The following is a 22,966-nucleotide window of genomic DNA, read 5'->3' on the forward strand; positions in this document are numbered from 1 at the left end:
CAGCTCGTAAAGGCGGTTCACGCTGAGCCTGCGGACGTTAAGAATATGCTGATCGAGCGCGGAGATAAGACCTGCCACGTGGCGGCTAGGGTGTGAAGCAGGCGCGCTCCTATCTAGCGGAAGCATCCGCTAGAAGAGGGTGTATCTGCGGCGCGGATCCTTGTAATCAGCCGAGTTCTGGAAGCCAGCTAGTGCTGCGGCAGCGGGAAGCTGTTCAGCATCAGCAGTGCACATGGGCGCTGGGCGCTCAAGCTGATATCGGCTGCAACCGAGGTGAACGAATGGCTGCCTTCGGACCGCGGCGGGAAGTGGCTGAATGACCGAAGGTGGGTTGGTGGATCATCATCTGGTTCGGAATGACTATCCTTTAGCAATCCCGGCATTTGGTAAAATAAAGTTGAAGGTACCGCATCATCGCAGACGCACCGCGTTGAGATCAGTGAAAGGCTGACAAGGCCTCGACTAGACGGGCGGAATCGTTTGCTGAGTTGAACAAGGGCGGCGTTACCCGGACACATGGTCCGTTTGCGGCTCCTGTCCTATGAACAGTGAAGAAGCGATGCTGTTCAAGCAGGCGCTGGGCAATGGCGGCGTTCGCCTGTGGGCTGCTCCTCCCACGGAACCGGAACGACGTAATCGCGCCATGCGACATTGGGTCGTGCGGCGTCAGTATCTCGATGCCGGGTATCAACCGCGCCTGTCGGACCCAGCAATCACGACGCGCACGCAGCCGGGCGGCACGGGCGGCGCGATCGATCCGCTGCTGGAAGGGCAGCGCAGCGGGGACGGTGAGCCAGGAAGCATAATCAAGCATGCCGGTATGAGTGCGGACCATTACGATGTCGGGGCCACTTGCATCTTCGGCGGGAGCCCGGTCGACGCGGGACAACGCGCCTTCGCAGATATGAAGGATGCCGACGCCGAGCGGCGCGCCCCGCCACTTGTGGCCATTCAGCCCGACGAAATCACAGTCGAGGTCCGGCAGCGTGAAATCGAGCTGCTGCCAGCTGTGTGCAGCGTCGACGATCAGGTCGATCCCGCGGGCGCGCGCCATCGCGGCAATCTCGCGGACCGGGATCACCAAGCCGGTGCGATGGCTCACATGGTAAGCAGGATGAGCTTCAGCCGCGGTTCGTCGGCCATCGCCTGCGCATAAGCGCCGATCAGCCCCGCGCGGGTGGCGGGCTCGGGCAGCGCGATGCGACGGACGCGGACGCCGCGCCGCTGCGCGAGGCTGGGGCTGTATAGCCGTGCGTCGATGTCCTGTATGGTGCGGCGTTCGCGAGGGGTGTTCGGCGGATCAGGGTTGCGCCTTGACCGGCAGCCGAAACGGGGCACCCAGTCGATTGAAGGCGTTCATCGCGGCGATTGCGATCGTGAGGTCGACCAGATCCTTCGGCTCGAACGCTGCGGCAGCAGCGGCATAAGCGACGTCCGAGGCATGCGTCTCGCTCACTCGCGTCACCTCCTCGGCCCAGGCCAGTGCGGCGCGATATTGGTCGGAGAACAGGTGGGGCACCTCTTCCCAGACCGGCAACAGCGTGACCTTGTCGGCCGACACCCGCTTCGTCAAGCGCGCGGTTGCCCCATCTTGTCGGCTTTTGGCCGGCCCTTGTTGCTGAAGTCCGACTGCAGCCCGAGCGCCGCCTCGATGGTGTGATCGTGCGCGAGCATGCGCCGGATCACGTCCGCGCGGGACACGCCCGAATGGTGTGCGATCTCCTCGAGCCGCACCCATTCGGCATCGTCGAGCCGCATCGTGAACATGCGATTCGGCTGGCGGTTCTCGCTGCCGCGCTGTCCTGGCATGATTTCCTCCTTCGCGGCCGAAGGCGGCTGGTGGGGTGCAGGGGAGCCGTCCCCTGCCGAGGGACCTTTCGACTTGCGACGCCACATCAAGCGACAAAGCGTCAGCGCCAGAGCGATGTGGCCCGCGCCCCGCAGGGGGCGCGGTATTCGCAAGTCAGCCCTCGCTACCCACTTCCTTCTTTCCGTTCTGCCGCTTCTTCGCGGGCGGTGACGTCGAAGCGTCACCACCCGCCGTTGATTGATCGAGGCGAGTTGGCGGCGGATCGGTCGTGGCGATCACGCCGCCGAACGCGTCGGCTAGGCCAACGGCGCTCCCTGGTCGGACGGGGCTTTGACCTCCGCACGGCGCCGTCGCTTCGGCACCGCGATGCCGCTCTTCGCGCGGTCGGCCTGGCGCTCGGCATCGCGGATCGCCCGCAGCGCATCGCGCAGATGCTTCTCGCGGACACCGTGCCGATCGCGGTACGGCGCGAACCGCGGATCCGCGAGGAGCGGCTTTACAGTGACGGGGCCGGGACCATAGCCCTCCGCGAAGGCGCGCGCGATGTCGAGCTATGAGGGGCGCTTGTTTTCCCGAGCCATCGCGCAACCGAGCGCGCGGGCTTCGTCGATCACCGATTTATGCGGATCGACCACCCCGGTGGAGGCGGGGGCTAACTGAGTATCGGACATTGTTGTATCTCCATGATTGCGACGGGTTCGTGTCGAACCCGAGGATCACGGAGCGGCCCAGGCCTGCGGCGGATGGTGGCGGAAGGCGCGGACCGGACGCGCGGCGCGAATGGCCTCGTGCATCTGGAAGGACCGACCCGCATCGATATCGACGACGGAAATGATGCGATCGAAAAGCACGAGAAGCTCGCCGGTCAATCCGGCGATCGACTCCCGCAAGACGTTCAGGATCGCGCTCATCACGAGTAAGATGGAACGATGGAGGAACTTTGACAAGCGCGTTTTGCAATGGCGAGAGTAACAGATTGTTGTCGCGCCTTACTTCACCGGCGACGAATCCTTGGCGTGCAGCAGGCGATCCCAGTCGATGAAGTTGACCTTCAGCTTTTTCAGCGCCTCGTATTGCGCGAGGATGGACACGCTGCCGTAGGAATCCGCGACGCCCACGGTCGCATGACCCTTGATCGAGTTGGCGACACGTGCCGGGATCTCGCTCAGTTCGGCGCGATCCGTGAATTCGTGACGCATCGAATGGAAGACGTAGCGCTAATCGTCCTGAACGGCTTCGTCGATATACCGTTTCAGACGGTTGCTCAGCGTTTTGACGAACGACGCGGCCGACCTGCCGTTGAAGTCGAACAACGTCGTCTTTCCCGCTGCACGGCAGCGCGCGACATAGTCGTCGAAGCCGAGTTCGATCAGGCGGTCATGGATGACCACGAAACGCTCGGAGGTTTCGGTCTTCGTGCTCTGCCCGGCACCCGTGCCGGTGATATGGACGAAGGTGCAGTGCCCTTCGTATTCATCGCCGTAGGTGCGGCGCATATCGGACGAATGCACGTCGCTGAGCGCGATCTGCCCGATTTCGCGCAACCTCGGTCCGCTCATGACCCCGAAGAGAAAGGCCCAGTAAAGTTCGTCCTGGAAGATATAACGGCCGGCACGATGGCGTTTCGCAGGCGTGCGCCCCGCGCAACCCGTGAACAGGGGCGAGTCGAACAACTTTTGCATCATTGCCGGGGTGAGCGACAGCCGTGGCTTCTTCTGGCGGCTCTTCTTCTTGGAATAGCCGTGTATCAGGATTCCTTCGGCGACGTTCACGCCGGTCCCGCTTTCCTCGACGATCACGCTCAGGATCTGGCTCAGGGCGCCGACATCCTTTTTGACCGTACCGGGCGCTAACTGCTCGGGCTCGGCATCCTTCCGTCCGCTGTCCTTCCAGGCCTGACGCACGTCCCGATAAGCCTCGATCGCTGCCCTCAACGTCAGACCGGACGCGGCCAACTTCGTCGGCGTGGACCGGGGCGGCACGTCCGCGATCAGATCGCGAAACTCGGTGACATGTGGCCGCGTGATGTCGGCCAGCGTCATGTCGCCAAGCAACGTGATGAACCGGCTGACGCTGCGGGTGGCTTCGGTTACCGCGGACGCGGACGGCGTGCGTGCCTTGATCCAGGCCTCCAGCCCCTTGCTAAGCGGCATGGCCCACAAACCGGTCGCCACCGTCTGCGGAGGCCTCGCGACATGCGCGGGCGTCGTCGCACCCGGTATGGACAGGATCGCCTTGACCGCGGCCTCAGCGCGTGCCGGCCAACTCGTGAAATGATGTCCGGCCAGCCGATCGAGATAAGCCGAAGCGACAGCCTCGTACACGTCGTCGCGGTCGAGCTTCAGCTTCGGCTCGATCAACGTCATGTAGCTGACTGCGAACCGGATCGGGTGAAACACGCGGCGTTTCAGCAGCAGCGCGGCGAGACGGCGATACAGGATGCCGTCGGTCTTGCCGGTGCCCTCCAACAACGCGGCGCGAACCCGGAAGATCTCGCGCTCCGGCTCCGTATCGATCGAGGGAACCGGTTCGGGGTCGCCGGCCGCTTCCCATACGGTCATACCGCCCCAACTTTGCGGCTGACCGAGCTGGTCGGCAGGCAACCAGGAGTCGATCACCGTCGAGGCGAGTAGGGCGAGCTGCTCCGCGATCGCTTTGTCCATCGAGCCGCGGATGATTGCCAGCCGCTCGAAGCCGCGGTCGAGAAGGGCCAGCGCGTCCGCGACGGGCTTGTGGGCCAACTGCCCCTAAAGTCGCAGGATTTCCTTCTTGTGGCGGGCGACGAGTTCGCCGCGCTTTGCGGCGGCCGCGACCGGGTCGGTCGTGCCGAGGCTCGCGGTCCATTCACTCTTGCCGATGAGATGCCGGATGTCAGGCGGCACCGCCATGCGGAACTGCTCGTTCTTCGATTTTGCCCGCTTCACGGCATGCGACATCCGGCGCCCCGTTTGTAGCACCGGACGCTTGCTGAAGCGTTGATTTTCGCGATTTCCGCCGGATTCCTCGCCTTTGTGAGGATGGTGACCCCTACGGGAATCGAACCCGTGCTTCAGCCGTGAAAGGGCCGCGTCCTAACCGCTAGACGAAGGGGCCTCGTTGCGGTGCCGAGCCGACTAGGCGGATTGTGTCGGGCGGTCAAGCGTCTCGCGCGATCAATTTGCCCAGGCCGCGTCGTCGAGGTGCAGTTCCGCCACGTCGCGGCCGCTCCAGTCGTCGCGCTTGGCGCGGCCGGCCAGCCATAGCCGCCGCGTCGGGCCCGCCGCGAGTAACGCCTGCCCTAACGCGGTGTCGGCGGCGCGGAACGCCATCGCCTTGAGGCTGCGGCCGTCGTCGCCCGCGACGATCGCGCGGACATGACCGTTGCCCACCACATCGACCTTGACCGCGCGCACCGGGCCAACCGCGACGCGCGGCGCGGGCCAGCCGGTGCCATAGGGACCGCCGGCCTCCAGCGCGTCGACCAGCGACGGGGTCACGCCGCCGGGTGCGACCACCGAATCGAACAGCAGCGCGCGCGCCGCCATCCCCTCGGCGACCGGACCGGCCAGCCGCGCGTCGAGCCAGTCCGCGAAGGCGCTCACCCGATCGGCGGCGATCGTCAGCCCCGCCGCCATCGCATGGCCGCCGCCCGCGATCAGCAAGCCCTGTTCGCAGGCCGCGAGCACCGCCGCGCCGAGATCGACTCCGGTGATCGAGCGCCCCGAACCCTTGCCGATGCCCTGTTCGTCGAGCGCGATCACGATCGCGGGGCGGCCGAGCTTTTCCTTGAGCCGCCCCGCGACGATCCCGATCACGCCGGGGTGCCAGCCCGCGCCCGCCACGACGCACACCGCGCGGTCGTGGCGCAGCATCGCCTCGGCGCCCTCCTGCACCATCGCCTCGATCGCGCGGCGCTCCTCGTTGAGCCGGTCGAGCTCGGTGGCGATCGCGCGCGCTTCGACCGGATCGCTGGTGGTGAGCAACCGCACGCCGAGGTCGGCCCGCCCGACGCGCCCGCCGGCGTTGATCCGCGGGCCGAGCGCGAAGCCGAGATCGCTGGCGGTCGGCGCGCGGGTCAGCCGCGCCGCCTCGGTGAGCGCGGTCAGCCCGATGTTGCGGCGCTGCGCCAGCACCTTGAGGCCCTGCGCAACGAAGGCGCGGTTGAGGCCGCGCAATTGCGCGACATCCGCGACCGTCCCGAGCGCGACGAGGTCGAGCAGGTCGAGCAGCTTCGGCTCGGCGCGATCGGCGAAATAGCCGCGCGTCCGCAGCGTGCGCAGCAGCGCCGCACCGAGCAGGAAGCAGACGCCGACCGCGGCCAGATGCCCGTGCAGCGCGCCGTCGCCTTCGTCGCGACGGTTGGGGTTCACGACCGCGACCGCGCGCGGGAGCTGCGTCGCGCATTGGTGGTGGTCGGCGACGATCACGTCGCAGCGCGCCGCGTCGAGCGCCTCGAACGCCTGCGCGCCGCAATCGACGGTGACGATCAGGGTCGCGCCTTCGTCGGCCAGCCGCGTGATCGCCGCGGCATTGGGGCCGTAGCCCTCGGTCAGCCGGTCGGGGATATAGACGCGTGCCTCGCGACCCAGCTGCCGCAGCAACAGCACCAGCAGCGCCGAGGAGGTCGCGCCATCGACGTCGTAATCGCCGAAGATCGCGATCGACTCGCCGCGCTCGACCGCATCGGCGAGCCGCGCTGCGGCGGTGTCCATGTCGCGGAAGATCGACGGATCGGGCATGAAGCTGCGGATCGACGGCAGTTTGTGCGCGTCGAGCGCCTCGCGCGGGCAACCGCGGGCGAGCAGCAATTGGGTGAGCAGATCGTCGGGCACGAACCCGTCGCGCTGGTCGGCGGCCAGCGCACGCCAGCGCCAGGGCTGGCCGAGGATCGAGCGCTCGACATCGAGAACGTGGCGCATCCCGCGCGCCTTAGCGGACTGCCCGCGTCGCGTCACGCGGCAAGAAAAAGCGCTATGAGACGTTGTAACATGGGCCTGGTCGCCCTAAAATACGGTGATGATGGCCCGCGACCTTGGCACCGACACGAAGATTGGCCGGCTGGATCGCATCGCGATGTGGCTGTCGGCAGCGTGCGTCGTCCATTGTCTGGCAACGGCGATCCTCGTCGCGGTGCTTTCCACGGCGGGCGGCATTCTCGGCAGCCCGTTGATCCACGAAACCGGGCTGGTGCTGGCGATCGCGCTGGGGTGCGTCGCGTTCGGGCGCGGGATCGTCGCGCACCGGCGCGTGCTGCCGACCGTGCTCGGCGGCACGGGACTGTCGCTGATGATGGCGGCGCTGGTCGTCGCGCATGCCGGCGGGCACCTTGTCGAATCGGCGTTGACGATCGTCGGGGTGGCGGTGCTGGCGGCGGGCCATGCGCTCAACCGGCACCCGCATCGCTGAGACCGAGCGAGGTTCGGGGTTGCCGGGTCGTTCGTCATGCTGATCCGGAAGAGCGTTTTTTCGTCGACCCGGACCTGATCCGCGCTCCGCTTTTTCTCCGATCGAGGTTGGAAGCGAAATCCCCGATCGAGCCCGGGATGACGGAAGTGGCAGAGGCGGCGGTGAACCGTCGCCCTTGCGAAGGCGGGCGCTATGGCTGTCGCGTGCTGCGGATCGACTGACACGCGGGCATCGCTTCTTTGTCACCAGGCCGGACAAACGACACAGGCATGGGCCCCTGCCTGCGCAGGGGCGACGGCGTCCGCGTCACATCGTGCTGCGCAGCATCTCGATCGTGACGCGGTCGGTGGCGTAGACGCCGGCCGCGGCGGCGATCTCCATCGCCTTTCGGCAAAGCATTCCGGCGTTGTGTTCATAGTTGGCCAGCGCCCGCGCCGCGGCGAGCGCGTGACTGCCGCCCGGGGCGATCGCCGCGACACCCGGCTCCGGCGCGTCGCCGTTGCCGTTGCCGTTGCCGGTGAGGATCAGCCGCACTTTCTTGTCATCGACCAACCTCGATCCGCGCTCAACTTGCCGCGGGGCCGTGCGGCGCCTAAATCTCCGTCATGGCGCGACATGCACATCACGAACCGCACGGCGACGATCTGCTCGCCGCGGCCAAGGCGACGCTGGAGCGCTCCGGCGAGCAATGGACCGCGATGCGCGCGAACGTCTATGCGGCGCTGTCCGGGTTCGCCAAGCCGGCCTCTGCCTATGACATCGCCGAAGCATTGTCGCGCAGCGAGGGGCGACGGATCGCAGCCAACAGCATCTATCGCATCCTCGACCTGTTCGTGGCCGCCAATCTCGCACTGCGCGTGGAGAGCGCCAACGCCTATGTCGCCAACGCGCATCCCGGTTGCCGCCACGATTGCATCTTCCTCGTCTGCGACGGTTGCGGAAACACTACCCACTTCGACGACGATTCGCTGACCGGCGGGTTGCGCACCGCCGCCCGCGCGGCGGGGTTCGAGGCGGAGCGGCCGGTGATCGAGGTGCGCGGCCGCTGCGCCGACTGTGCCGCAGCGGCACGCACGCAAAGCGGGCAATCGACACACTGATCCTGCTCAGCTATTCGGGTCAGATGGTTGAAGTACCGAACACGCCGTTGCTCGACACCGTCGATACGCCCGCCGATCTCCGCCGCCTGAAGCCGGAACAGCTGCGCCAGCTCGCCGACGAGCTGCGTCAGGAGACGATCTCGGCGGTCGGCGTGACCGGGGGCCATCTCGGCTCCGGGCTGGGCGTGGTCGAACTGACCGTCGCGATCCACTACGTCTTCGACACCCCGACCGACCGGCTGATCTGGGACGTCGGCCACCAATGCTATCCGCACAAGATCCTGACGGGGCGGCGCGATCGGATCCGCACGCTGCGGCAGGGCGGAGGGCTGTCGGGTTTCACCAAGCGCAGCGAAAGCGAATACGACCCGTTCGGCGCGGCGCACAGCTCGACCTCGATCTCCGCGGCACTGGGCTTCGCGACCGCCAGCAAGCTCGCCGACAAGCCCGGCAAGGGCATTGCGGTGATCGGCGACGGCGCGATGTCGGCGGGCATGGCCTATGAGGCGATGAACAACGCCGAGGCGGCGGGCAACCGGCTGGTCGTGATCCTCAACGACAATGACATGTCGATCGCGCCGCCGGTCGGTGGCCTGTCGGCCTATCTGTCGCGAATGGTGTCGAGCCGCGAGTTCCTGGGCGTGCGCGAGATCATGAAGCGCGTCGCCAAGCGCTTGCCGCGCCGCTTCCAGTCCGCGGCGCGCAAGACCGACGAATATGCGCGCGGGATGACGATGGGCGGCACGCTCTTCGAGGAGCTGGGCTTCTATTATGTCGGCCCGATCGACGGCCATAACCTCGACCATCTGATCCCGGTGCTCGAGAATGTCCGCGACGCGGAGGAGGGGCCGATCCTCGTCCATGTCGTGACCAAGAAGGGCAAGGGCTACGCTCCGGCCGAGAACGCCGCCGACAAATATCATGGCGTCCAGAAGTTCGACGTCATCACCGGCGCGCAGGCCAAGGCTCCGCCGGGGCCGCCGGCCTATCAGAACGTCTTTGGTGAAGCGCTGAGCAAGGCCGCGGACGTAGACGATCGGATCTGCGCGATCACCGCGGCGATGCCGTCGGGCACCGGGCTCGACAAATTTGCCGCGACGCATCCCGAACGCTTCTTCGACGTCGGCATCGCCGAACAGCACGCCGTCACCTTCGCCGCCGGACTGGCCGCGCAGGGGATGCGGCCGTTCTGCGCGATCTACTCGACGTTCCTGCAGCGCGCCTATGATCAGGTCGTCCACGACGTGGCGATCCAGAATCTGCCGGTGCGCTTCGCGATCGACCGCGCCGGGCTGGTCGGCGCGGACGGCGCGACCCATGCGGGCAGCTTCGACGTCACCTATCTGGCGACGCTTCCCAATTTCGTCGTGATGGCCGCCGCCGACGAGGCCGAGCTGGTCCATATGGTGCAGACCTGCGTCGAGCATGATTCGGGGCCGATCGCGGTCCGCTATCCGCGCGGCAACGGCACCGGCGTCGCGCTCCCCGAAACGCCCAAAGCGTTGGAGATCGGCAAGGGCCGGATCGTCCGTGAGGGCAAGAAGGTCGCGATCCTGTCGCTCGGCACGCGACTGACCGAGGCGCTCAAGGCCGCCGACACGCTCGACGCCAAGGGGCTGAGCACGACCGTCGCCGATCTGCGCTTCGCCAAGCCGCTCGACGAGGCGCTGATCCGCCGCCTGCTAACTACGCACGAGGTCGCGATCACGATCGAGGAGAATGCAGTCGGTGGGCTCGGCGCGCATGTGCTGACGTTGGCGTCGGACGAGGGACTGACCGACGCGGGCTTGCGCATCCGCACGATGCGGCTGCCCGATCTGTTTCAGGATCAGGACAAGCCCGAGCTGCAATATGCGCAGGCGCGGCTCGACGCCGATGCGATCGTCGACACGGTGCTCAAGGCGCTGCGCTACAACGAAGCGGGCGTCATCGCGCGCGCGTGACCGGCTGGCAGAAGGTCGCCGCGCTGACGGCGTTCTACGTCATCGGCATGTTGTGGGTGAACTGGACGATGGTGCGGCGCGTCCGCGGCGCGGTCGCGGCGCGCGCGGCATGGACTGCCGACGACTTCGACGCGGTGTTCGCCGACCTCGATCCGCGCCTTGCTTCCGCGGTGCGCGCGGCGCTCGTGCCCTGGTACGGGGAGGGGGTGGTGCCGCGCCCCGAAGACACGCTCAGACGCTTCCTGAAGATGGACCGCGGCGAGATCGACGATTTCGTTGCCGACGCCGCCTTGCGCGCGGAGCTTCCGCCGCCCGGCCCGGCGCTGCCCGACCTGCCGGATGTGGCGGCGGTGGTCCGTTACCTTTCGTCATTGCGAGCGTAGCGAAGCAATCCAGGGCGTCCTGATCCGGCACTGGATTGCTTCGCTACGCTCGCAATGACGCTTGCTTACGCCGTTCGTGCTGAGCCTGTCGAAGCACGTGCCCGGCACCCTGACTGTCGCAAAACCCGAGCCACGCGCCATAAACACCCCGACCATAAACCCGCTTGCGCAATCATCAGACAAGCCCTACGTTGAACGTGTTAAACGGAGGGGCAGGTGCTCGGCGTCAGGCTCGATACGGAACTCGAAGAACGGCTCGCCAATGTCGCGCGCACGCAGGGGCGCAGCAAGAGCGATATCGCGCGTGAAGCCGTGCGCCGCTACGTCGAGCTGCATGACGAGGCGTTCCGCCGCGAGGCGCGCCGCCAGTCGCAACGCGCCTCACGCCGCGATACGCAGGAGGATTACGCCTTCTGGGAACAGGCCGAGCGTGAGGATGCGGCATGGCGGTGAGTGACGCGCCCGAAATTCGCCACGGCGCGATCGTGCTGGTCGATGCGCCCGACGGCGCGAGCGGCGGCCCGCGCGCCTGCGTCGTGGTGCAGGCCGATCTGTTCAACGACAGCCACGCCACCGTCACGCTCTGCCCGCTGACGACCGTCGTCGGCGGCGAAGTGCTGTTCCGCGTCACGATCTCGCCGCAGGAGCATACCGGCCTCACCGTCGAATGCGAGGTGCAGGTCGACCGCATCACCAGCATCCGCCGTCATCGCATCGTCAAGGTGATCGGCCATGCCTCCGCAACCCGCATGGAGCAGGTCGATCAGGCGCTGCGCCGCTGGCTCGCTTTGTAACGCAACAGGACAGGAAGAAACCATGACCCCGATCGTGAAGTCGATTCTGGACAAGTACGAGGCCACCAGCCCGGCGGTGAAGGCCAATCTGGCGCGCATCCTGATGCACGGGAAGCTGGGCGGCACCGGCAAGCTCATCATCCTGCCGGTCGACCAGGGCTTCGAGCACGGCCCGGCGCGCAGCTTCGCGGTCAACCCGCCGGCCTATGACCCGCATTACCATTACCAGCTCGCGATCGACGCCGGTCTGTCGGCCTATGCCGCGCCGCTCGGCGCGCTGGAGGCGGGGGCGGACACGTTCGCGGGGCAGATCCCGACGATCCTCAAGGTCAACAGCTCGAACAGCTGGGCGACGCAGATCGCGCAGGCGCAGACCGGCAGCGTCGAGGACGCGCTGCGGCTCGGCTGCGCCGCGATTGGCTTCACCATCTATCCGGGTGCCGACGACATCTTCGCGTCGATGGAGCAGATCCGCGCGCTGCGCGAGGAAGCCGCCGCGGCTGGCCTCGCGACGGTGATCTGGAGCTATCCGCGTGGCGGCAAGCTCAGCAAGGACGGGGAACTGGCGCTCGACGTCGGCGCATACGCCGCGCACATGGCGGCGCTGCTCGGCGCGCACATCATCAAGGTGAAGCTGCCCAGCGCGCACATCGAACAGCCAGAGGCGCAGAAGAGCTACGAAGGCACCGACTGGTCGAACCAGGCCGATCGCGTCCGCCACGTCGTCCAGTCGAGCTTTGCCGGGCGCCGGATCGTCGTCTTCTCGGGCGGCGCGGCCAAGGGCACCGACGCGGTCTATCAGGACGCGCGCGACATCATCGCGGGTGGTGGCAACGGCTCGATCATCGGCCGCAACACCTTCCAGCGTGAGCGCGGCGAAGCGCTGGCGATGCTCGACAAATTGGTGTCGATCTACAAGGGCGAAGAATAAGCGCCAATGCGCGCCGCCTTCTCCTATCATCGCGCGATCGCGCCGATGATGTGGATGCTGGTGGCGCTGATGGCGGTCGAGATGCTGGTCGTCCACGCGCTGCTCGCCTTCTGGTGGCCGCGCGTGGCGCTGGTGCTGACCTTGGTGTCGCTCGGGACGATGGCGTGGCTGGTCCGCGCGATCCGCTCGTTCCGGCACCTGCCCGTGCTGATCGACGGCGACCGGCTGGTGCTGCGCGCCGGCCGGTTGCGCAGCGTGACGGTGGAGCGTGCGCGCATCGTCGGGTTGCGGGCGACCGAATGGACCCACGCCGAGACGCGCGCACGCGAGGTGCTCAACCTCGCGCTTATCGCGTTTCCGAACGTCTGGATCGATCTCGCCGAGCCGTTGGCGATCGGTCGCCGCCGCATCGTCGCGGTCGCGCATCGCCTCGACGATCCGGCGGCGTTCGCTGCGGCGTTGTCCTCGCAGCCATAGCCCGCTACGCGGACGCGCATGACTGAAGACCCGCTCGGCCCGCTCGACCCCGATTTCGGCGCCAACTTCAAGCGTGACGATCGCCGTCCGCGCTGCCAGCTCTACCTGATCTCGCCGCTCGACGTGACCGGCGCTTTCCCGGATCGCCTCCGCAACGCGCTCGACGCCGGCCCGGTCGCCGCCTTTCAGTTCCGCGTGAAGGATGTCGACCAGCACAGCGCCGCGCGCCTCGCCGAGCCGCTCCAACGGATCTGCGCCGACCGCGAGGTCGCGTTCATCGTCAACGATTCGGTCAGCCTTGCCAAGCGCCTCGGCGCCGACGGCGTGCATCTCGGGCAGGAGGATGGCGACGCGCGCGAGGCGCGCGAGGCGCTCGGACCGGCGGTGCAGATCGGCGTCACCTGCCACGACAGCCGCCACCTTGCGATGGAAGCGGGCGAGGCGGGCGCTGACTATGTCGCGTTCGGCAGCTTCTATCCGACCAACACCAAGACGGTGAAGCACCATCCCGAGCCGGTGATCCTGTCGTGGTGGCACGCCTTGTTCGAGCTGCCCTCGGTCGCGATCGGCGGAATCACGCCGGACAATGCCGCGCCGCTGATCGCCGCCGGTGCCGACTTCATCGCCGCCAGCCATGCAATATGGGGTGGGGACGAGGCGGCGGCGATCCGCGCCTTCGATGCGGTGTTGAAGGGATAAAGAACTTTTCGTCATTGCGAGCGTAGCGAAGCAATCCAGGGCGTCCTGATGCAGAACTGGATTGCTTAGCTGCACTCGCGATGACGTTATGGGCCGCGGACCTCTACGGCCCAACATGCGTTGTTACGGCATCGAAATACGAGAGGTGCCCGTGAAGCGTATCGCCCCCGTCGTCTCCAGCATGCTGGCCCTGACGTTCACCGCCGCCGCCCCGGCGCAGCAGGGCGCGACCCCGCCGCTCGACCCGGCGGTGCTGCGGATGCAGGTCGTGCTCGACAAGCTCGGCTTCGGCCCCGGCGTGATCGACGGGCGCGGCGGACAATCGCTGACCAACGCGCTGAAAGGCTTTCAGGAAAGCCGCGGCCTGCGCGTGACCGGCAAGCCCGATGCCGCGACGCTCGACGCGCTGCGCCGCTTCGGCAACGTCCAGCCGACCATGCAGGTGACGCTCGACGCTGCCGCGATGCGCGGGCCGTACGTGCCACAGATGCCGGACGATTATGCCGAAAAGGCGAAGCTGCCGGCAATGGCGTACAGCCGCCCGCTCGAAAAGCTTGCCGAGCGGTTCCACACCACGCCCAAGGTGCTGGCCGAGCTGAACCCCGGCGTCACCACGATCGGGGTCGGCTCGAAGATCACCGTGCCCAATTCCTTCCCGACCTCGCGCGCCTATCCCGCCGACGCGACGCCGCAATGGCGCGCGACGCTTGCCTCGCTCAACGTCGAGGCGGCGGTGCCGAAGGCCGCCAAGATCGTCGTCGACAAGTCGGACGGCATCCTGCGCGTCCTCGACGGCAACGGGCATCTGGTCGCGCAATATACCGCGACGATCGGCTCGTCGCGCGATCCGCTGCCGCTCGGCAACTGGAAGGTGCTGCACGTCTCGCCCAATCCCGACTGGAAGATGAACCCCAAAATCCTCAAGGGCGTGCCCGACAGCAAGCAGGCGCAGATCATCCCGCCCGGCCCGAACAACCCGGTCGGCGTGGTGTGGATCGACCTCAGCAAGGAGCATTACGGCATCCATGGCACCAGCGAGCCGGAGCAGATCGGCCGCGCACAGTCGAACGGCTGCGTCCGCCTGACCAACTGGGATGCGGCGCGGGTAGCGTTGATGGTGAAGGGGGGAACCCCGGTGCTGTTCCAGGCCTGACATGACCAAGCTCGGCTGGTCGATCCTCGCGCTTATTCTGCTGCTCGGGGCCGGCTTCGCGTCGATGGTGTCGATCGGCGGGCGCGCGCCGGTCGCCGCGCCGACCCCGCTGCCGGCCGCGTCCGTACCGCCGGCGACGAGCGGCGGGCAGTTGCTGGTGCCGGTGGCCGGCGTCGCGCGCGATGCCTTGGTCGATACCTTCGGCCAGCCGCGCGACGGTGGCGCGCGCCACCACGAAGCGATCGACATCATGGCGCCGCGCGGCACCGCGGTGCTCGCGGCCGCCGACGGGCGCATCGACAAATTGTTCGACAGCGTGGCGGGTGGTCGCACGATCTACATCCGCTCGCTCGACGGCGCGACCATGTATTATTACGCGCATCTCGACGGTTACCGCGACGGCCTGACCGAGGGGCAGGTGATCCGGCGCGGCGAGCCGATCGCCATGGTCGGCGCGACCGGCAACGCCGACGCCGCCGCGCCGCACCTGCACTTCTCGGTGCTGCGCACCACGCCGGCCCAGGGCTGGTCAGAGGGGGAAGCGGTGGATCCCTTTCCGCTTCTTGCCGAACCGCGCGCCAAGCGCTAAGCCGCCGCGATCGGCGCCCGCGGATCACCGCCGGCGCCGCGGCTCTTTTTACACAGGCGAAGCCCCATGAAGATCAGCGGCGTGGACATCCGTCCCGGCAACATCATCGAGTACGAAGGCGGTATCTGGCGCGCGGTCAAGATCCAGCACACGCAGCCCGGCAAGGGCGGCGCGTACATGCAGGTCGAGCTGAAGAACCTGCGCGACGGCCGCAAGAACAACGTCCGCTTCCGCTCCGCCGAGACGGTCGAGCGCGTGCGCCTCGACACCAAGGACTTCCAGTTCCTGTTCGCCGAGGGCGACGGGCTGGTCTTCATGGACAAGGAAACCTACGAGCAGGTGACGTTGCCGCGCGACCTGCTCGGCGACGCCGCCGCCTTCCTGCAGGACGGCATGGACGTCGTCATGGAGCTCCATGACGAAGAGCCGATCAGCGTACAGCTGCCCGACACGATCGAGGCGACGATCGTCGAAGCCGACGCCGTGGTGAAGGGGCAGACCGCCTCGTCGAGCTACAAGCCCGCGATCCTCGATAATGGCGTGCGCGTGATGGTGCCGCCGCATATCGCCGCCGGCGTGCGGATCGTCGTGGACGTGTACGAGCAAACCTACGTTCGCCGCGCCGACTGAACTTATCCCCCCTCCCATTCAAGGGAGGGGCCGGGGGTGGGTGGCGTGCTCGCGATACGACAGCCGCACCCAAAGCGGAAACCGTACCACCCGGACATGACCCACCCATCATTGGGTAATCCATGCCCCGCATGGATTAGAAATGCCGGAGGCATTTCGACCCGATTATCCCTCCCTTGAAAGGGAGGGGGGAGTTAGACAAATGCCATCACATTCCGGCCTGTTCACCGTCATCGAACGCGCGGCGCGCAAGGCCGCGCCGCGGCTGCGTCGCGACTTCAACGAGGTCCAGCACCTGCAGGTCAGCCGCAAGGGCCCGGCCGATTTCGTCAGCCAGGCCGATCAGCGCTGCGAACGGACGCTGTACGACGAACTGTCGAAGGCGCGCCCCGACTGGGGCTTCGTCATGGAAGAAGGCGGGACGATCGAGGGTGATCCGAACAAGCCGCGCTTCATCATCGATCCGCTCGACGGCACGTCGAACTTCCTCCACGGCATCCCGCATTTCTGCATCTCGATCGCGGTCGAGGAGCCGATGCCGAACGGCAAGCGCGAGATCACGACCGCGCTCGTCTATCAACCGCTGACCGACGAAAGCTTCTGGGCCGAAAAGGGTCGCGGCGCATGGTTGCAGGACCAGCGGCTGCGTGTTTCCTCGCGCCGCGAGACCTCGGAGGCGCTGATCGCCACCGGCATTCCGTTCATGGGCCATGGCGATTTCGTGCAATGGACGCGCATCTTCGGCGCGGTCGCACCGCAGGTCGCGGGCATTCGCCGGCTCGGCGCAGCGGCGCTCGACCTCGCCTGGGTCGCAGCCGGGCGGTTCGATGGCTATTGGGAGAGCGACCTGAAGCTGTGGGACGTCGCGGCCGGGATGCTGCTGGTCAAGGAAGCCGGCGGCTACGTCACCGACTTCCGCGGCGGCGACCGCGCGATCGAACGCAACGAATTCCTCGCCGCGAACGATGCGCTCCACAACAAGCTGCACAAGATGGTCGCGCAGGCGCTGCGCTGATCCTTCATGCCGGCGCCCCGGACTCGATCCGGGGTCTCGCTGCCTCTCGCGCGATGGGGCGAAGCGGGATCCCGGATCAAGTCCGGGATGTCCGGCGAATTCAAACCCGCGGCAAGGTGATCGTCGCGACCAGCCCGCCGCCCTCGCGCGCGGTCAGCACGATCCGCCCGCCGGCCTCCTCGACGATCGCCCGCGCCAGCGCGAGCCCGAGCCCGATCCCGCCGGTATGCCGGTTGCGCGAGCTTTCGAGGCGGAAGAACGGATCGAACACCTGATCCAGCCGCTCGGGCGGGATGCCCGGTCCGCGATCGGCGACCATGATCGACGCCACGCGCTCGTCCGACGCCAACGACACGTCCGCCGCGCCGGCATATTTCACCGCATTCTCGATCAGGTTGCGCACCGCGCGCCGGATCAGCGACGGCCGCAACCGCATCCGCAGCCGCTCGGCCTCCTCGAACGTCACCGTTTCGCCGATATCGCGGAAATCCTCGACCACCGCATCGACCAGCGCGGCGAGATCGACCTCGGTCTCCGGCTCGCTGGGCCGGCCGAGCCGGGCCAGCGACAGAATGTCGTCGAGTGTGCGGTTCATTTCCGCGATCGTGTCCGCCATGCGCAGGCGATCCTGATCGTCCTCGACCGACTCGATCCGCACCCGCAGCGCGGCGAGCGGGGTCCGCAGGTCATGCCCGATCGCGCCGAGCATCCGGTCCTTTTCGTCGAGCATCGCGGTCACGCGCAGTCGCAAGGCGTTAAAGGCCGCGATCACCGCGCAAACGTCGGGCGGGCCGCTCTCTTCAAGCGGCTCGGGCTTGGCCGCGGGGGAGTAACCGCGCGCCGCCGCCGCCAGCTCGCGCAGCGGACGCGAGATGCGCCGCGCCACCCACAGCACCGGCACCAGCACCACGACGTACAGGATCAACGTCTGCCCGAGCAGCCGCCAGAACAGCCGCAGATCCTCGCGCGGCAGCCCGCCCGCCAGCGCCATCCAGCGTCCGTCGGTGCGCTTCACCGCGATCACGATCGAATCGCGCGGGCCATCCTCATGCGCGGCGCGCATCGCCATCCGCCGCTCGAAGCGGCTGAGCGGGATAACATATTGCCACGGCTTGGCGATCGCGACATCGACCGCCGCGACGCGGACCCCCATGTCCGTCAGCTGACTCGCCAGCTCCCGCGCCACCGCCGGTTGCGTCTGCATCGTCGCGGTGATCGGATCGCGCGGCACCAGCCGGACGCGGCCGCGATCGCTGACCACCGGTCGTCCCGCGGCTTCCTGATCGAGCGCGTCGGCGATCCGGTACGCGGCCGGCCGCGTGATCTGCGCCATCCGCACCGCGCCACGCTCGCGCAACAGCAGCGCGAGGTTGATCGCCTGCGCCATGAACAGCGCGAGCGCGACCAGCAGCGCCATCTGCCCCGCCAGACTGCGCGGCCACGGCATGCGCAGCTTCACAGCCGCGTCACGTCCGTCGACAGCGCATAGCCGCCGCCCCACACCGTCTTGATGATCTCGGGGTTCTTGGGGTCGGGTTCGATCTTGCGGCGCAGGCGGCTGACCTGATTGTCGATCGCGCGGTCGAAGGCGGCGGCTTCGCGTCCCTGCGTCAGGTCGAGCAGCTGATCGCGTGTCAAAACCTGTCGCGGACGCTGTACCAGCGCCAAAAGCAAGTTGTATTCTCCGGTCGAGAGCGGCACCGACACGCCCTCGCGGTCGACCAACGCGCGTTCGCCGGTCTTGAGCACCCAGCCGGCGAAGGCATAGGAGCCGCTCTCCGGCGCATGGTGCCGGACCCCGCCGCCGCCGGCGGTGCGTCGCAGCACGGTCTTGATCCGCGCCGCCAGTTCACGCGGGGAGAAGGGCTTCACGACATAATCGTCCGCGCCCATCTCCAGCCCGACGATCCGGTCGGTCTCCTCACTCTTCGCGGTCAGCAGGATCACCGGCGTCTCGCCGGTCGCCCGGACGTGGCGGCACAGCGACAGCCCGTCCTCGCCCGGCATCATGATGTCGAGCACGATCAGGTCGATCGCATAGGCCGCCAGCCGCGTGCGCGCCGCCTCCGCATCCCCCGCCTGGGTGACGCGAAAGCCCTGCTTGGTCAGATAGCTGGCCAGTGGCTCGCGGATCGACCGCTCGTCATCGACCAGCAGGAGGTGCGGCATCTCGCCCATGGTCACGGCACCTGACACAATCGTCGCCACGCGAAAAGGGCCTAGCCGATCGGCGCGGCGGCATCGGCGGGCGGTATCGCGCCGTCATGCGCGCGGCCATGCCCGTGCCCGACGCGCCGCGCGCGCATCAGCAGCATCATCGCCTCGCGCTCCTTCGCGTCGATCCGGCCGTCATGGTTGGTGTCGATCCGGTCGAAGCGCTTGAGCGCGCGCTCGCGGAACGCCACCTGCGTCTGGTCGGCGTCGCGCCGTGCGCGGCGGGCACCGTCAGCGTCGTCGCGCGGCGCGGGCGCGCGGCGTTGCGCGCGCCACGCGCGCCGTTCGTCGCGGGTCAGCTTGCCGTCATGGTTGGTGTCCATCGCCGCGAAGCGCCGGTCGGCATCCGCCGCCGCCTCGTCGCGCGTAACCACGCCGTCGCCATCGTCGTCGGCGTGCTGCATCGGCGCGGGCGGCGGCGCGGCCTGGGCCTGCACGCTGGCCGCACCCAGCCCGCCCAGCATCGCGGCGCCCAAAGCGGCGGCGGTGATCCACGTCTTCATCGTCATTCCCCTTCATGCCCGGGGGGCGACCGGCGCCCCGACCGCTGCCTTGTGCGGCCGGGGCGTCGCGCGAACATGTCGGGCGAGAGGCGAAACTGTCGCGACTTGTATCAACGCCCATGCGCGCCGGTTACTTCGGCGGCGCGATCGCCTTGCCGCGCGCATAGGCGCGCGCCACCGCCGGGCGCGCCGCGATGGTCGCGTGCCAGCGCGCGACATTGGGGAAGTCGGCGACGTCCTGCCCCTGCGCCTCGGGCAGGATCCACGGGTGGCACGCCATGTCGGCGACCGTGAACTCCTCGCCGGTCACGAACGTCCGCCCCTCCAGCTGCCGGTCGAGCACGCCGTACAGCCGCGCCGTCTCCTTGACGTAGCGGTCGATCGCGTAGGGTACCTTCTCGGGCGCGAAGCGCGTGAAATGGTGGTTCTGTCCCAGCATCGGGCCGAGCCCGCCCACCTGCCACATCAGCCATTGCAGCACGTCGACATGCGCGCGCGGATCGCGCCCGCCGAACGACCCGGTCTTGTGCGCGAGATAGAGCAGGATCGCGCCGCTTTCGAAAACGCTGATCGGCGCGCCGCCGTCGCGCGGCGCGTGATCGACGATCGCGGGCATCCGGTTGTTGGGCGAAATCTTCAGGAACTCGGGCCGGAATTGCGCGCCCGCGCCGATGTCAACGGGGTGGATCTGGTGATCGAGCCCAGCTTCCTCAAGGAAGATCAGGACTTTGTGCCCGTTCGGGGTCGGCCAGTAATGCAGGTCGATCATTGCGTTGCGCTCCTCTTGTCGTGGGCGTGTACCGCACATCGCTCCGACATTGCGGTCCGTTCCCCAAACCGGCTTGCGACGATGCCGGGAAGCGACACCTGCTTGCAGCGCGGCAACAAAAGATTATGAAGCTGGGTTAAGAAGTTGCTGGGGGGCGACGTGACAGGGAAAGATAACGGGGCGGCGATGGTGGAGGTGCGCTACGTGCCGCCGGGCGAACGGCTGGCGCGCTACGTCACCGGCTATCATCGTTTCGCGGCGCCGGTGTGTCCGACGCGCGAGATGCGCGATGCGTTCTTCCCGAGCGTCGCGACGATCCGCGTCTCGCTGCGCAACAGCCCGTCATGGTCGCTGCGGATCGGCAGCCGGCTGGTCGATCCGATGCCCGCGGTCGCACTGACCGGCCCGACCAGCTATGCGGGATATCTCACCTGCCACGGCGGCGAGCTTGTCGGCGTCGGGCTGCTGCCGCTCGGCTGGGCGCAGATTTTCGGCGGCGACGTCTCACGCTACGCCAATCGCGTGATCGCGCTCGACGACATCGATCCCGGCGCGACGATGCTGCGCGAGGCGCTCGAGAGCGGGCAGCCGTTCGACGCGGTGTTCGAGGCGTGGCTGGAGGCGCGGCTCGACCGCCGCCCGCCCGCCGATCCGCGCATCGAGGTGCTCTGCGAGCTGCTGCGCGATCCCGCCACGACGCGGATTGAGTCGGTGGCCGAAGCGCTCGACCTGTCGCCGCGCGCGCTGGCGGCGATGACGCGCTTCAACTTCGGCTTCACCCCCAAATTGTTGCTCCGCCGCACGCGCTTTCTGCGCGCGGTGACGACGGTGCTGACCGAGCCCGAGGCGGGGCCGGCGGCGCTGGAGGCGGCGGGCTATTGGGATCGGTCGCACTTCCTGCGCGACAGCCATTTGTTCCTCGGCTGCTCGGTGCGCGAATTCACTCGCCGGCGCGGGCCGCACAACCAGGTCGCGATCATGGCGCGCGTGCAGGCGTTCGGCACGCCCGTTTAGGGCCCATCTACATCTAGGGCTTCGAAGCTGACCGCCCTGATTTATAATCGAGACATTCCCTCGTTCGTCGCCCCGGACTTGATCCGCGGCCCCGCTTTTGCCGACAGAAGGAAGAAGCGGGATCCCGGATCAAGTCCGGGATGACGAAAGAAGGCAGGTGATCCGTCAATGTCGATCCGCCGTAGCGACGGCCCGATCATTACCCGTCAGCATGGCGTCGCCCACTCACCCCAGCGCGCGGTCGTCGAACATCCCGAACATCAACGTCGAGGCATAATAACGGATCGCGCGATCGCGCTCCATGCTCCACGCCCACTTACGCATGTCGAACGCGGCGTTGAGCATCCCCATCAGCGCCTGCGACGCGATCAGGCTGTCGACCGGGCGCACCGTTCCCTCGGCGATCCCGTCCATCATCGTCCCCGCAAAGCGCCGCGCGATCCGCGTCGAGCGGTCGATCATCTGCTGCCGCTCGCCTGCCGGCAGCCCGCTCAGCGCGGTGGTGCGCAACAGTGACTCGCGCTCCGAAAATTGCACCGCAACCAGCGTCGCGACCGTGTCGCACAGCCGTTGCCAATGGCTCCCGCCGCGCTCGTCGGCGAGCCGCTGCGTCGCCGCGATCGTGTCGAAGCTGCGGCGATAGCAGGCGACGACCAGATCGTCCTTGGCGTCGAGATGGTGGTAGAAGCTGCCCTTGGTGACGTTCAGCTCCGACGCGATCCGCTGCACCGAGGCGCCGCGATAGCCCAGTTCGTTGATGAGCCGCGTCGCCGCGAGCAGGAACGCCTCGCGCCCCGGCACCGGATCGTCGTGCGGCAGCGCCACCGCCGCCGGGTCCCAGCCGGCACCCTCCACCGCCAGCCCGTCGCGCAGCAAGGCGGTCAACCGCGCCGCCGCGCGCGGATATTGGTCGACCTCGTAGCGCGGCAACCACAACGGCAGCCAGAAGATGTTCTCGAGCAGCACATGCGCGCGCGCACCGGCCAGATCGGTCGCCGCGCGTGACAGCCCGCTGCCCCACAAAGCGCGCGTCCGCCGGAACACCTCGCGCCAGCGGTTCATCAGCGTTGCGCGCATCGGTTCGTCCATCGCCCGCAGGTCGGACAGCACCGCCAGCGCGCGTTCCTCACCGCGCTCGATCCGCATCAGCCGCTCGACGTTGAGCGTCACCATCCGCGCGACCCGCGCCTGCGGGGTGGCCGCGCGCGCGGCCTCGTCGAGCATCGCCATCAAGCTGTCGAGCGTCTGCTCGAACGCCGCGGCGGCCAGTTCCTCCTTACGCTTGAAATAATAGGTCACGCTGGTGGTGTTCAGCCCGACGCGGCGCGCGACATCGGCGAAGGTCATCCCCTTCGCGCTCTGCTCGTTGATCGCGTCGGCGGCGGCGGCGAGGATCGCCTGGCGCTTCTCGCGAAAGCGCCGCGTGCTGCCGGTTTCTTCGGTCGTGATATCCCCCATGACGTAGCGTTAGCATGGCTCGTTTCGAAGATGCAGTCCTTTTCTTCATCGCGTGTCACTCCCGCGAACATCGGCTTTACCGAACATCGGGTATGGCCT

At 67.6% G+C, this 22,966-nt stretch carries 29 protein-coding genes and 1 tRNA gene; 14 read left to right on the plus strand and 16 right to left on the minus strand.

What is annotated here, in order from left to right; all coding sequences use genetic code 11:
* Window positions 1-436: 436 nt before the first annotated feature.
* The 10 genes from FHS97_RS12255 to recJ form a co-directional block, all read right to left on the minus strand.
* Complete coding sequence (locus tag FHS97_RS12255; protein WP_343053442.1) at window positions 437-1,102, minus strand: aminotransferase class V-fold PLP-dependent enzyme; 666 nt, start codon at window positions 1,100-1,102, stop codon at window positions 437-439.
* Window positions 1,099-1,338 carry a hypothetical protein gene (locus FHS97_RS17515; protein WP_246346641.1) on the minus strand — a complete coding sequence of 80 codons (240 nt, stop codon included), beginning with the start codon at window positions 1,336-1,338 and terminating at the stop codon, window positions 1,099-1,101. Before FHS97_RS17515 ends, FHS97_RS12255 begins: the two co-directional genes overlap by 4 nt.
* Window positions 1,301-1,573 (minus strand): carboxymuconolactone decarboxylase family protein, encoded by a 273-nt coding sequence (locus FHS97_RS12260; protein ID WP_246346642.1) that lies wholly within the window; start codon window positions 1,571-1,573, stop codon window positions 1,301-1,303. Before FHS97_RS12260 ends, FHS97_RS17515 begins: the two co-directional genes overlap by 38 nt.
* The gene (locus tag FHS97_RS12265) at window positions 1,570-1,809 is read right to left on the minus strand and encodes a ribbon-helix-helix domain-containing protein (protein ID WP_184038073.1); all 240 of its coding nucleotides are present in this window, start codon (window positions 1,807-1,809) and stop codon (window positions 1,570-1,572) included. The genes FHS97_RS12260 and FHS97_RS12265 overlap by 4 nt, the downstream gene beginning before the upstream one ends.
* Window positions 1,810-2,526: 717 nt before the next feature.
* Window positions 2,527-2,721 (minus strand): hypothetical protein, encoded by a 195-nt coding sequence (locus FHS97_RS12270; RefSeq protein WP_184038075.1) that lies wholly within the window; start codon window positions 2,719-2,721, stop codon window positions 2,527-2,529.
* A gap of 78 nt (window positions 2,722-2,799) precedes the next feature.
* The gene (locus tag FHS97_RS12275; RefSeq protein WP_184038079.1) at window positions 2,800-3,009 is read right to left on the minus strand and encodes a hypothetical protein; all 210 of its coding nucleotides are present in this window, start codon (window positions 3,007-3,009) and stop codon (window positions 2,800-2,802) included.
* Between the two features lie 18 nt (window positions 3,010-3,027).
* A complete protein-coding gene (locus FHS97_RS12280) occupies window positions 3,028-4,551 on the minus strand; it encodes a site-specific integrase (protein WP_184038082.1) in 1,524 nt (507 codons plus the stop codon).
* A 6-nt stretch (window positions 4,552-4,557) separates the two neighbouring features.
* Window positions 4,558-4,746, minus strand: coding sequence for a DUF6538 domain-containing protein (locus tag FHS97_RS12285; protein ID WP_184038085.1), 189 nt, complete (start codon window positions 4,744-4,746; stop codon window positions 4,558-4,560).
* Window positions 4,747-4,828: 82 nt separating this feature from the next.
* Window positions 4,829-4,903, minus strand: a tRNA-Glu gene (locus tag FHS97_RS12290).
* Between the two features lie 59 nt (window positions 4,904-4,962).
* A complete protein-coding gene (gene recJ, locus FHS97_RS12295; RefSeq protein ID WP_184038088.1) occupies window positions 4,963-6,708 on the minus strand; it encodes a single-stranded-DNA-specific exonuclease RecJ in 1,746 nt (581 codons plus the stop codon).
* A 100-nt stretch (window positions 6,709-6,808) separates the two neighbouring features.
* Here recJ and FHS97_RS12300 point away from each other — a divergent pair, with 100 nt between their 5' ends.
* Complete coding sequence (locus FHS97_RS12300) at window positions 6,809-7,195, plus strand: MerC domain-containing protein (RefSeq protein WP_184038091.1); 387 nt, start codon at window positions 6,809-6,811, stop codon at window positions 7,193-7,195.
* 306 nt (window positions 7,196-7,501) lie between these two features.
* On the opposite strand, the gene FHS97_RS12305 is transcribed toward FHS97_RS12300, so the two are convergent.
* The gene (locus tag FHS97_RS12305; RefSeq protein WP_184038094.1) at window positions 7,502-7,747 is read right to left on the minus strand and encodes an Ntn hydrolase family protein; all 246 of its coding nucleotides are present in this window, start codon (window positions 7,745-7,747) and stop codon (window positions 7,502-7,504) included.
* A 53-nt stretch (window positions 7,748-7,800) separates the two neighbouring features.
* Between FHS97_RS12305 and FHS97_RS12310 the strand changes: the two genes are divergently transcribed.
* From FHS97_RS12310 to FHS97_RS12365, 12 genes are all read left to right on the plus strand, one after another.
* Entirely contained in the window at window positions 7,801-8,295 is a 495-nt protein-coding gene (locus FHS97_RS12310) for a Fur family transcriptional regulator (RefSeq protein WP_184038097.1), read from the plus strand.
* A gap of 23 nt (window positions 8,296-8,318) precedes the next feature.
* Complete coding sequence (gene dxs, locus FHS97_RS12315) at window positions 8,319-10,238, plus strand: 1-deoxy-D-xylulose-5-phosphate synthase (protein WP_184038100.1); 1,920 nt, start codon at window positions 8,319-8,321, stop codon at window positions 10,236-10,238.
* Window positions 10,235-10,621: a hypothetical protein gene (locus FHS97_RS12320; RefSeq protein WP_184038103.1), complete on the plus strand. Its 387-nt coding sequence runs from the start codon at window positions 10,235-10,237 to the stop codon at window positions 10,619-10,621. Before dxs ends, FHS97_RS12320 begins: the two co-directional genes overlap by 4 nt.
* 216 nt (window positions 10,622-10,837) lie before the next feature.
* Complete coding sequence (locus FHS97_RS12325; RefSeq protein ID WP_159755253.1) at window positions 10,838-11,074, plus strand: ribbon-helix-helix protein, CopG family; 237 nt, start codon at window positions 10,838-10,840, stop codon at window positions 11,072-11,074.
* Window positions 11,065-11,415 (plus strand): type II toxin-antitoxin system PemK/MazF family toxin, encoded by a 351-nt coding sequence (locus tag FHS97_RS12330; protein ID WP_184038106.1) that lies wholly within the window; start codon window positions 11,065-11,067, stop codon window positions 11,413-11,415. Before FHS97_RS12325 ends, FHS97_RS12330 begins: the two co-directional genes overlap by 10 nt.
* Before the next feature lie 22 nt (window positions 11,416-11,437).
* Window positions 11,438-12,346 carry a class I fructose-bisphosphate aldolase gene (locus tag FHS97_RS12335; protein WP_184038110.1) on the plus strand — a complete coding sequence of 303 codons (909 nt, stop codon included), beginning with the start codon at window positions 11,438-11,440 and terminating at the stop codon, window positions 12,344-12,346.
* 6 nt (window positions 12,347-12,352) lie between these two features.
* Complete coding sequence (locus tag FHS97_RS12340; RefSeq protein ID WP_184038113.1) at window positions 12,353-12,823, plus strand: hypothetical protein; 471 nt, start codon at window positions 12,353-12,355, stop codon at window positions 12,821-12,823.
* Window positions 12,824-12,841: 18 nt separating this feature from the next.
* Window positions 12,842-13,522 (plus strand): thiamine phosphate synthase, encoded by a 681-nt coding sequence (thiE, locus tag FHS97_RS12345; protein WP_184038116.1) that lies wholly within the window; start codon window positions 12,842-12,844, stop codon window positions 13,520-13,522.
* A 151-nt stretch (window positions 13,523-13,673) separates the two neighbouring features.
* On the plus strand, window positions 13,674-14,675 hold the full coding sequence (locus FHS97_RS12350) for a L,D-transpeptidase family protein (RefSeq protein WP_343053443.1): 1,002 nt from the start codon (window positions 13,674-13,676) through the stop codon (window positions 14,673-14,675).
* A gap of 1 nt (window position 14,676) precedes the next feature.
* Entirely contained in the window at window positions 14,677-15,264 is a 588-nt protein-coding gene (locus tag FHS97_RS12355) for a M23 family metallopeptidase (RefSeq protein ID WP_184038119.1), read from the plus strand.
* A gap of 66 nt (window positions 15,265-15,330) precedes the next feature.
* Window positions 15,331-15,894, plus strand: coding sequence for an elongation factor P (efp, locus tag FHS97_RS12360; RefSeq protein WP_184038122.1), 564 nt, complete (start codon window positions 15,331-15,333; stop codon window positions 15,892-15,894).
* Between the two features lie 202 nt (window positions 15,895-16,096).
* Window positions 16,097-16,909 carry an inositol monophosphatase family protein gene (locus FHS97_RS12365; protein WP_028966401.1) on the plus strand — a complete coding sequence of 271 codons (813 nt, stop codon included), beginning with the start codon at window positions 16,097-16,099 and terminating at the stop codon, window positions 16,907-16,909.
* 100 nt (window positions 16,910-17,009) lie between these two features.
* Here FHS97_RS12365 and FHS97_RS12370 read toward each other — a convergent pair whose 3' ends face one another.
* The 4 genes from FHS97_RS12370 to FHS97_RS12385 all read right to left on the minus strand — a co-directional run bounded on the left by FHS97_RS12370 (window position 17,010) and on the right by FHS97_RS12385 (window position 20,395).
* On the minus strand, window positions 17,010-18,356 hold the full coding sequence (locus FHS97_RS12370; protein WP_246346643.1) for a sensor histidine kinase: 1,347 nt from the start codon (window positions 18,354-18,356) through the stop codon (window positions 17,010-17,012).
* Window positions 18,357-18,364: 8 nt separating this feature from the next.
* Window positions 18,365-19,087 (minus strand): response regulator, encoded by a 723-nt coding sequence (locus FHS97_RS12375; protein ID WP_028966399.1) that lies wholly within the window; start codon window positions 19,085-19,087, stop codon window positions 18,365-18,367.
* A 41-nt stretch (window positions 19,088-19,128) separates the two neighbouring features.
* Window positions 19,129-19,626, minus strand: coding sequence for an EF-hand domain-containing protein (locus tag FHS97_RS12380; RefSeq protein WP_184038127.1), 498 nt, complete (start codon window positions 19,624-19,626; stop codon window positions 19,129-19,131).
* Window positions 19,627-19,756: 130 nt separating this feature from the next.
* A complete protein-coding gene (locus tag FHS97_RS12385) occupies window positions 19,757-20,395 on the minus strand; it encodes a glutathione S-transferase N-terminal domain-containing protein (RefSeq protein WP_184038130.1) in 639 nt (212 codons plus the stop codon).
* Between the two features lie 159 nt (window positions 20,396-20,554).
* On the opposite strand from FHS97_RS12385, the gene FHS97_RS17725 reads away from it, so the two are divergent.
* A complete protein-coding gene (locus FHS97_RS17725) occupies window positions 20,555-21,409 on the plus strand; it encodes a helix-turn-helix domain-containing protein (protein WP_184038133.1) in 855 nt (284 codons plus the stop codon).
* Window positions 21,410-21,634: 225 nt separating this feature from the next.
* Here FHS97_RS17725 and FHS97_RS12395 read toward each other — a convergent pair whose 3' ends face one another.
* A complete protein-coding gene (locus FHS97_RS12395) occupies window positions 21,635-22,867 on the minus strand; it encodes a TetR/AcrR family transcriptional regulator (protein ID WP_184038136.1) in 1,233 nt (410 codons plus the stop codon).
* Between the last annotated feature and the right edge of the window lie 99 nt (window positions 22,868-22,966).

Origin of the sequence: Sphingomonas endophytica, assembly GCF_014199415.1 — a bacterium.
In the GTDB taxonomy this organism is placed as follows: domain Bacteria; phylum Pseudomonadota; class Alphaproteobacteria; order Sphingomonadales; family Sphingomonadaceae; genus Sphingomonas; species Sphingomonas endophytica.

Excerpts from the sequence above, each read along its gene's own strand:
- FHS97_RS12265 (WP_184038073.1), bottom strand. The coding sequence starts at position 1,809 with ATGCCAGGACAGCGCGGCAGCGAGAACCGCCAGCCGAATCGCATGTTC.
- FHS97_RS12270 (WP_184038075.1), bottom strand. The coding sequence starts at position 2,721 with ATGAGCGCGATCCTGAACGTCTTGCGGGAGTCGATCGCCGGATTGACC.
- FHS97_RS12275 (WP_184038079.1), bottom strand. The coding sequence starts at position 3,009 with ATGCGTCACGAATTCACGGATCGCGCCGAACTGAGCGAGATCCCGGCA.
- FHS97_RS12285 (WP_184038085.1), bottom strand. The coding sequence starts at position 4,746 with ATGTCGCATGCCGTGAAGCGGGCAAAATCGAAGAACGAGCAGTTCCGC.
- recJ (WP_184038088.1), bottom strand. The coding sequence starts at position 6,708 with ATGCGCCACGTTCTCGATGTCGAGCGCTCGATCCTCGGCCAGCCCTGG.
- FHS97_RS12300 (WP_184038091.1), top strand. The coding sequence starts at position 6,809 with ATGGCCCGCGACCTTGGCACCGACACGAAGATTGGCCGGCTGGATCGC.
- FHS97_RS12310 (WP_184038097.1), top strand. The coding sequence starts at position 7,801 with ATGGCGCGACATGCACATCACGAACCGCACGGCGACGATCTGCTCGCC.
- dxs (WP_184038100.1), top strand. The coding sequence starts at position 8,319 with ATGGTTGAAGTACCGAACACGCCGTTGCTCGACACCGTCGATACGCCC.
- FHS97_RS12330 (WP_184038106.1), top strand. The coding sequence starts at position 11,065 with ATGGCGGTGAGTGACGCGCCCGAAATTCGCCACGGCGCGATCGTGCTG.
- FHS97_RS12335 (WP_184038110.1), top strand. The coding sequence starts at position 11,438 with ATGACCCCGATCGTGAAGTCGATTCTGGACAAGTACGAGGCCACCAGC.
- FHS97_RS12340 (WP_184038113.1), top strand. The coding sequence starts at position 12,353 with ATGCGCGCCGCCTTCTCCTATCATCGCGCGATCGCGCCGATGATGTGG.
- thiE (WP_184038116.1), top strand. The coding sequence starts at position 12,842 with ATGACTGAAGACCCGCTCGGCCCGCTCGACCCCGATTTCGGCGCCAAC.
- FHS97_RS12355 (WP_184038119.1), top strand. The coding sequence starts at position 14,677 with ATGACCAAGCTCGGCTGGTCGATCCTCGCGCTTATTCTGCTGCTCGGG.
- efp (WP_184038122.1), top strand. The coding sequence starts at position 15,331 with ATGAAGATCAGCGGCGTGGACATCCGTCCCGGCAACATCATCGAGTAC.
- FHS97_RS12365 (WP_028966401.1), top strand. The coding sequence starts at position 16,097 with ATGCCATCACATTCCGGCCTGTTCACCGTCATCGAACGCGCGGCGCGC.
- FHS97_RS12370 (WP_246346643.1), bottom strand. The coding sequence starts at position 18,356 with ATGCCGTGGCCGCGCAGTCTGGCGGGGCAGATGGCGCTGCTGGTCGCG.
- FHS97_RS12375 (WP_028966399.1), bottom strand. The coding sequence starts at position 19,087 with ATGGGCGAGATGCCGCACCTCCTGCTGGTCGATGACGAGCGGTCGATC.
- FHS97_RS12380 (WP_184038127.1), bottom strand. The coding sequence starts at position 19,626 with ATGAAGACGTGGATCACCGCCGCCGCTTTGGGCGCCGCGATGCTGGGC.
- FHS97_RS12385 (WP_184038130.1), bottom strand. The coding sequence starts at position 20,395 with ATGATCGACCTGCATTACTGGCCGACCCCGAACGGGCACAAAGTCCTG.
- FHS97_RS12395 (WP_184038136.1), bottom strand. The coding sequence starts at position 22,867 with ATGGGGGATATCACGACCGAAGAAACCGGCAGCACGCGGCGCTTTCGC.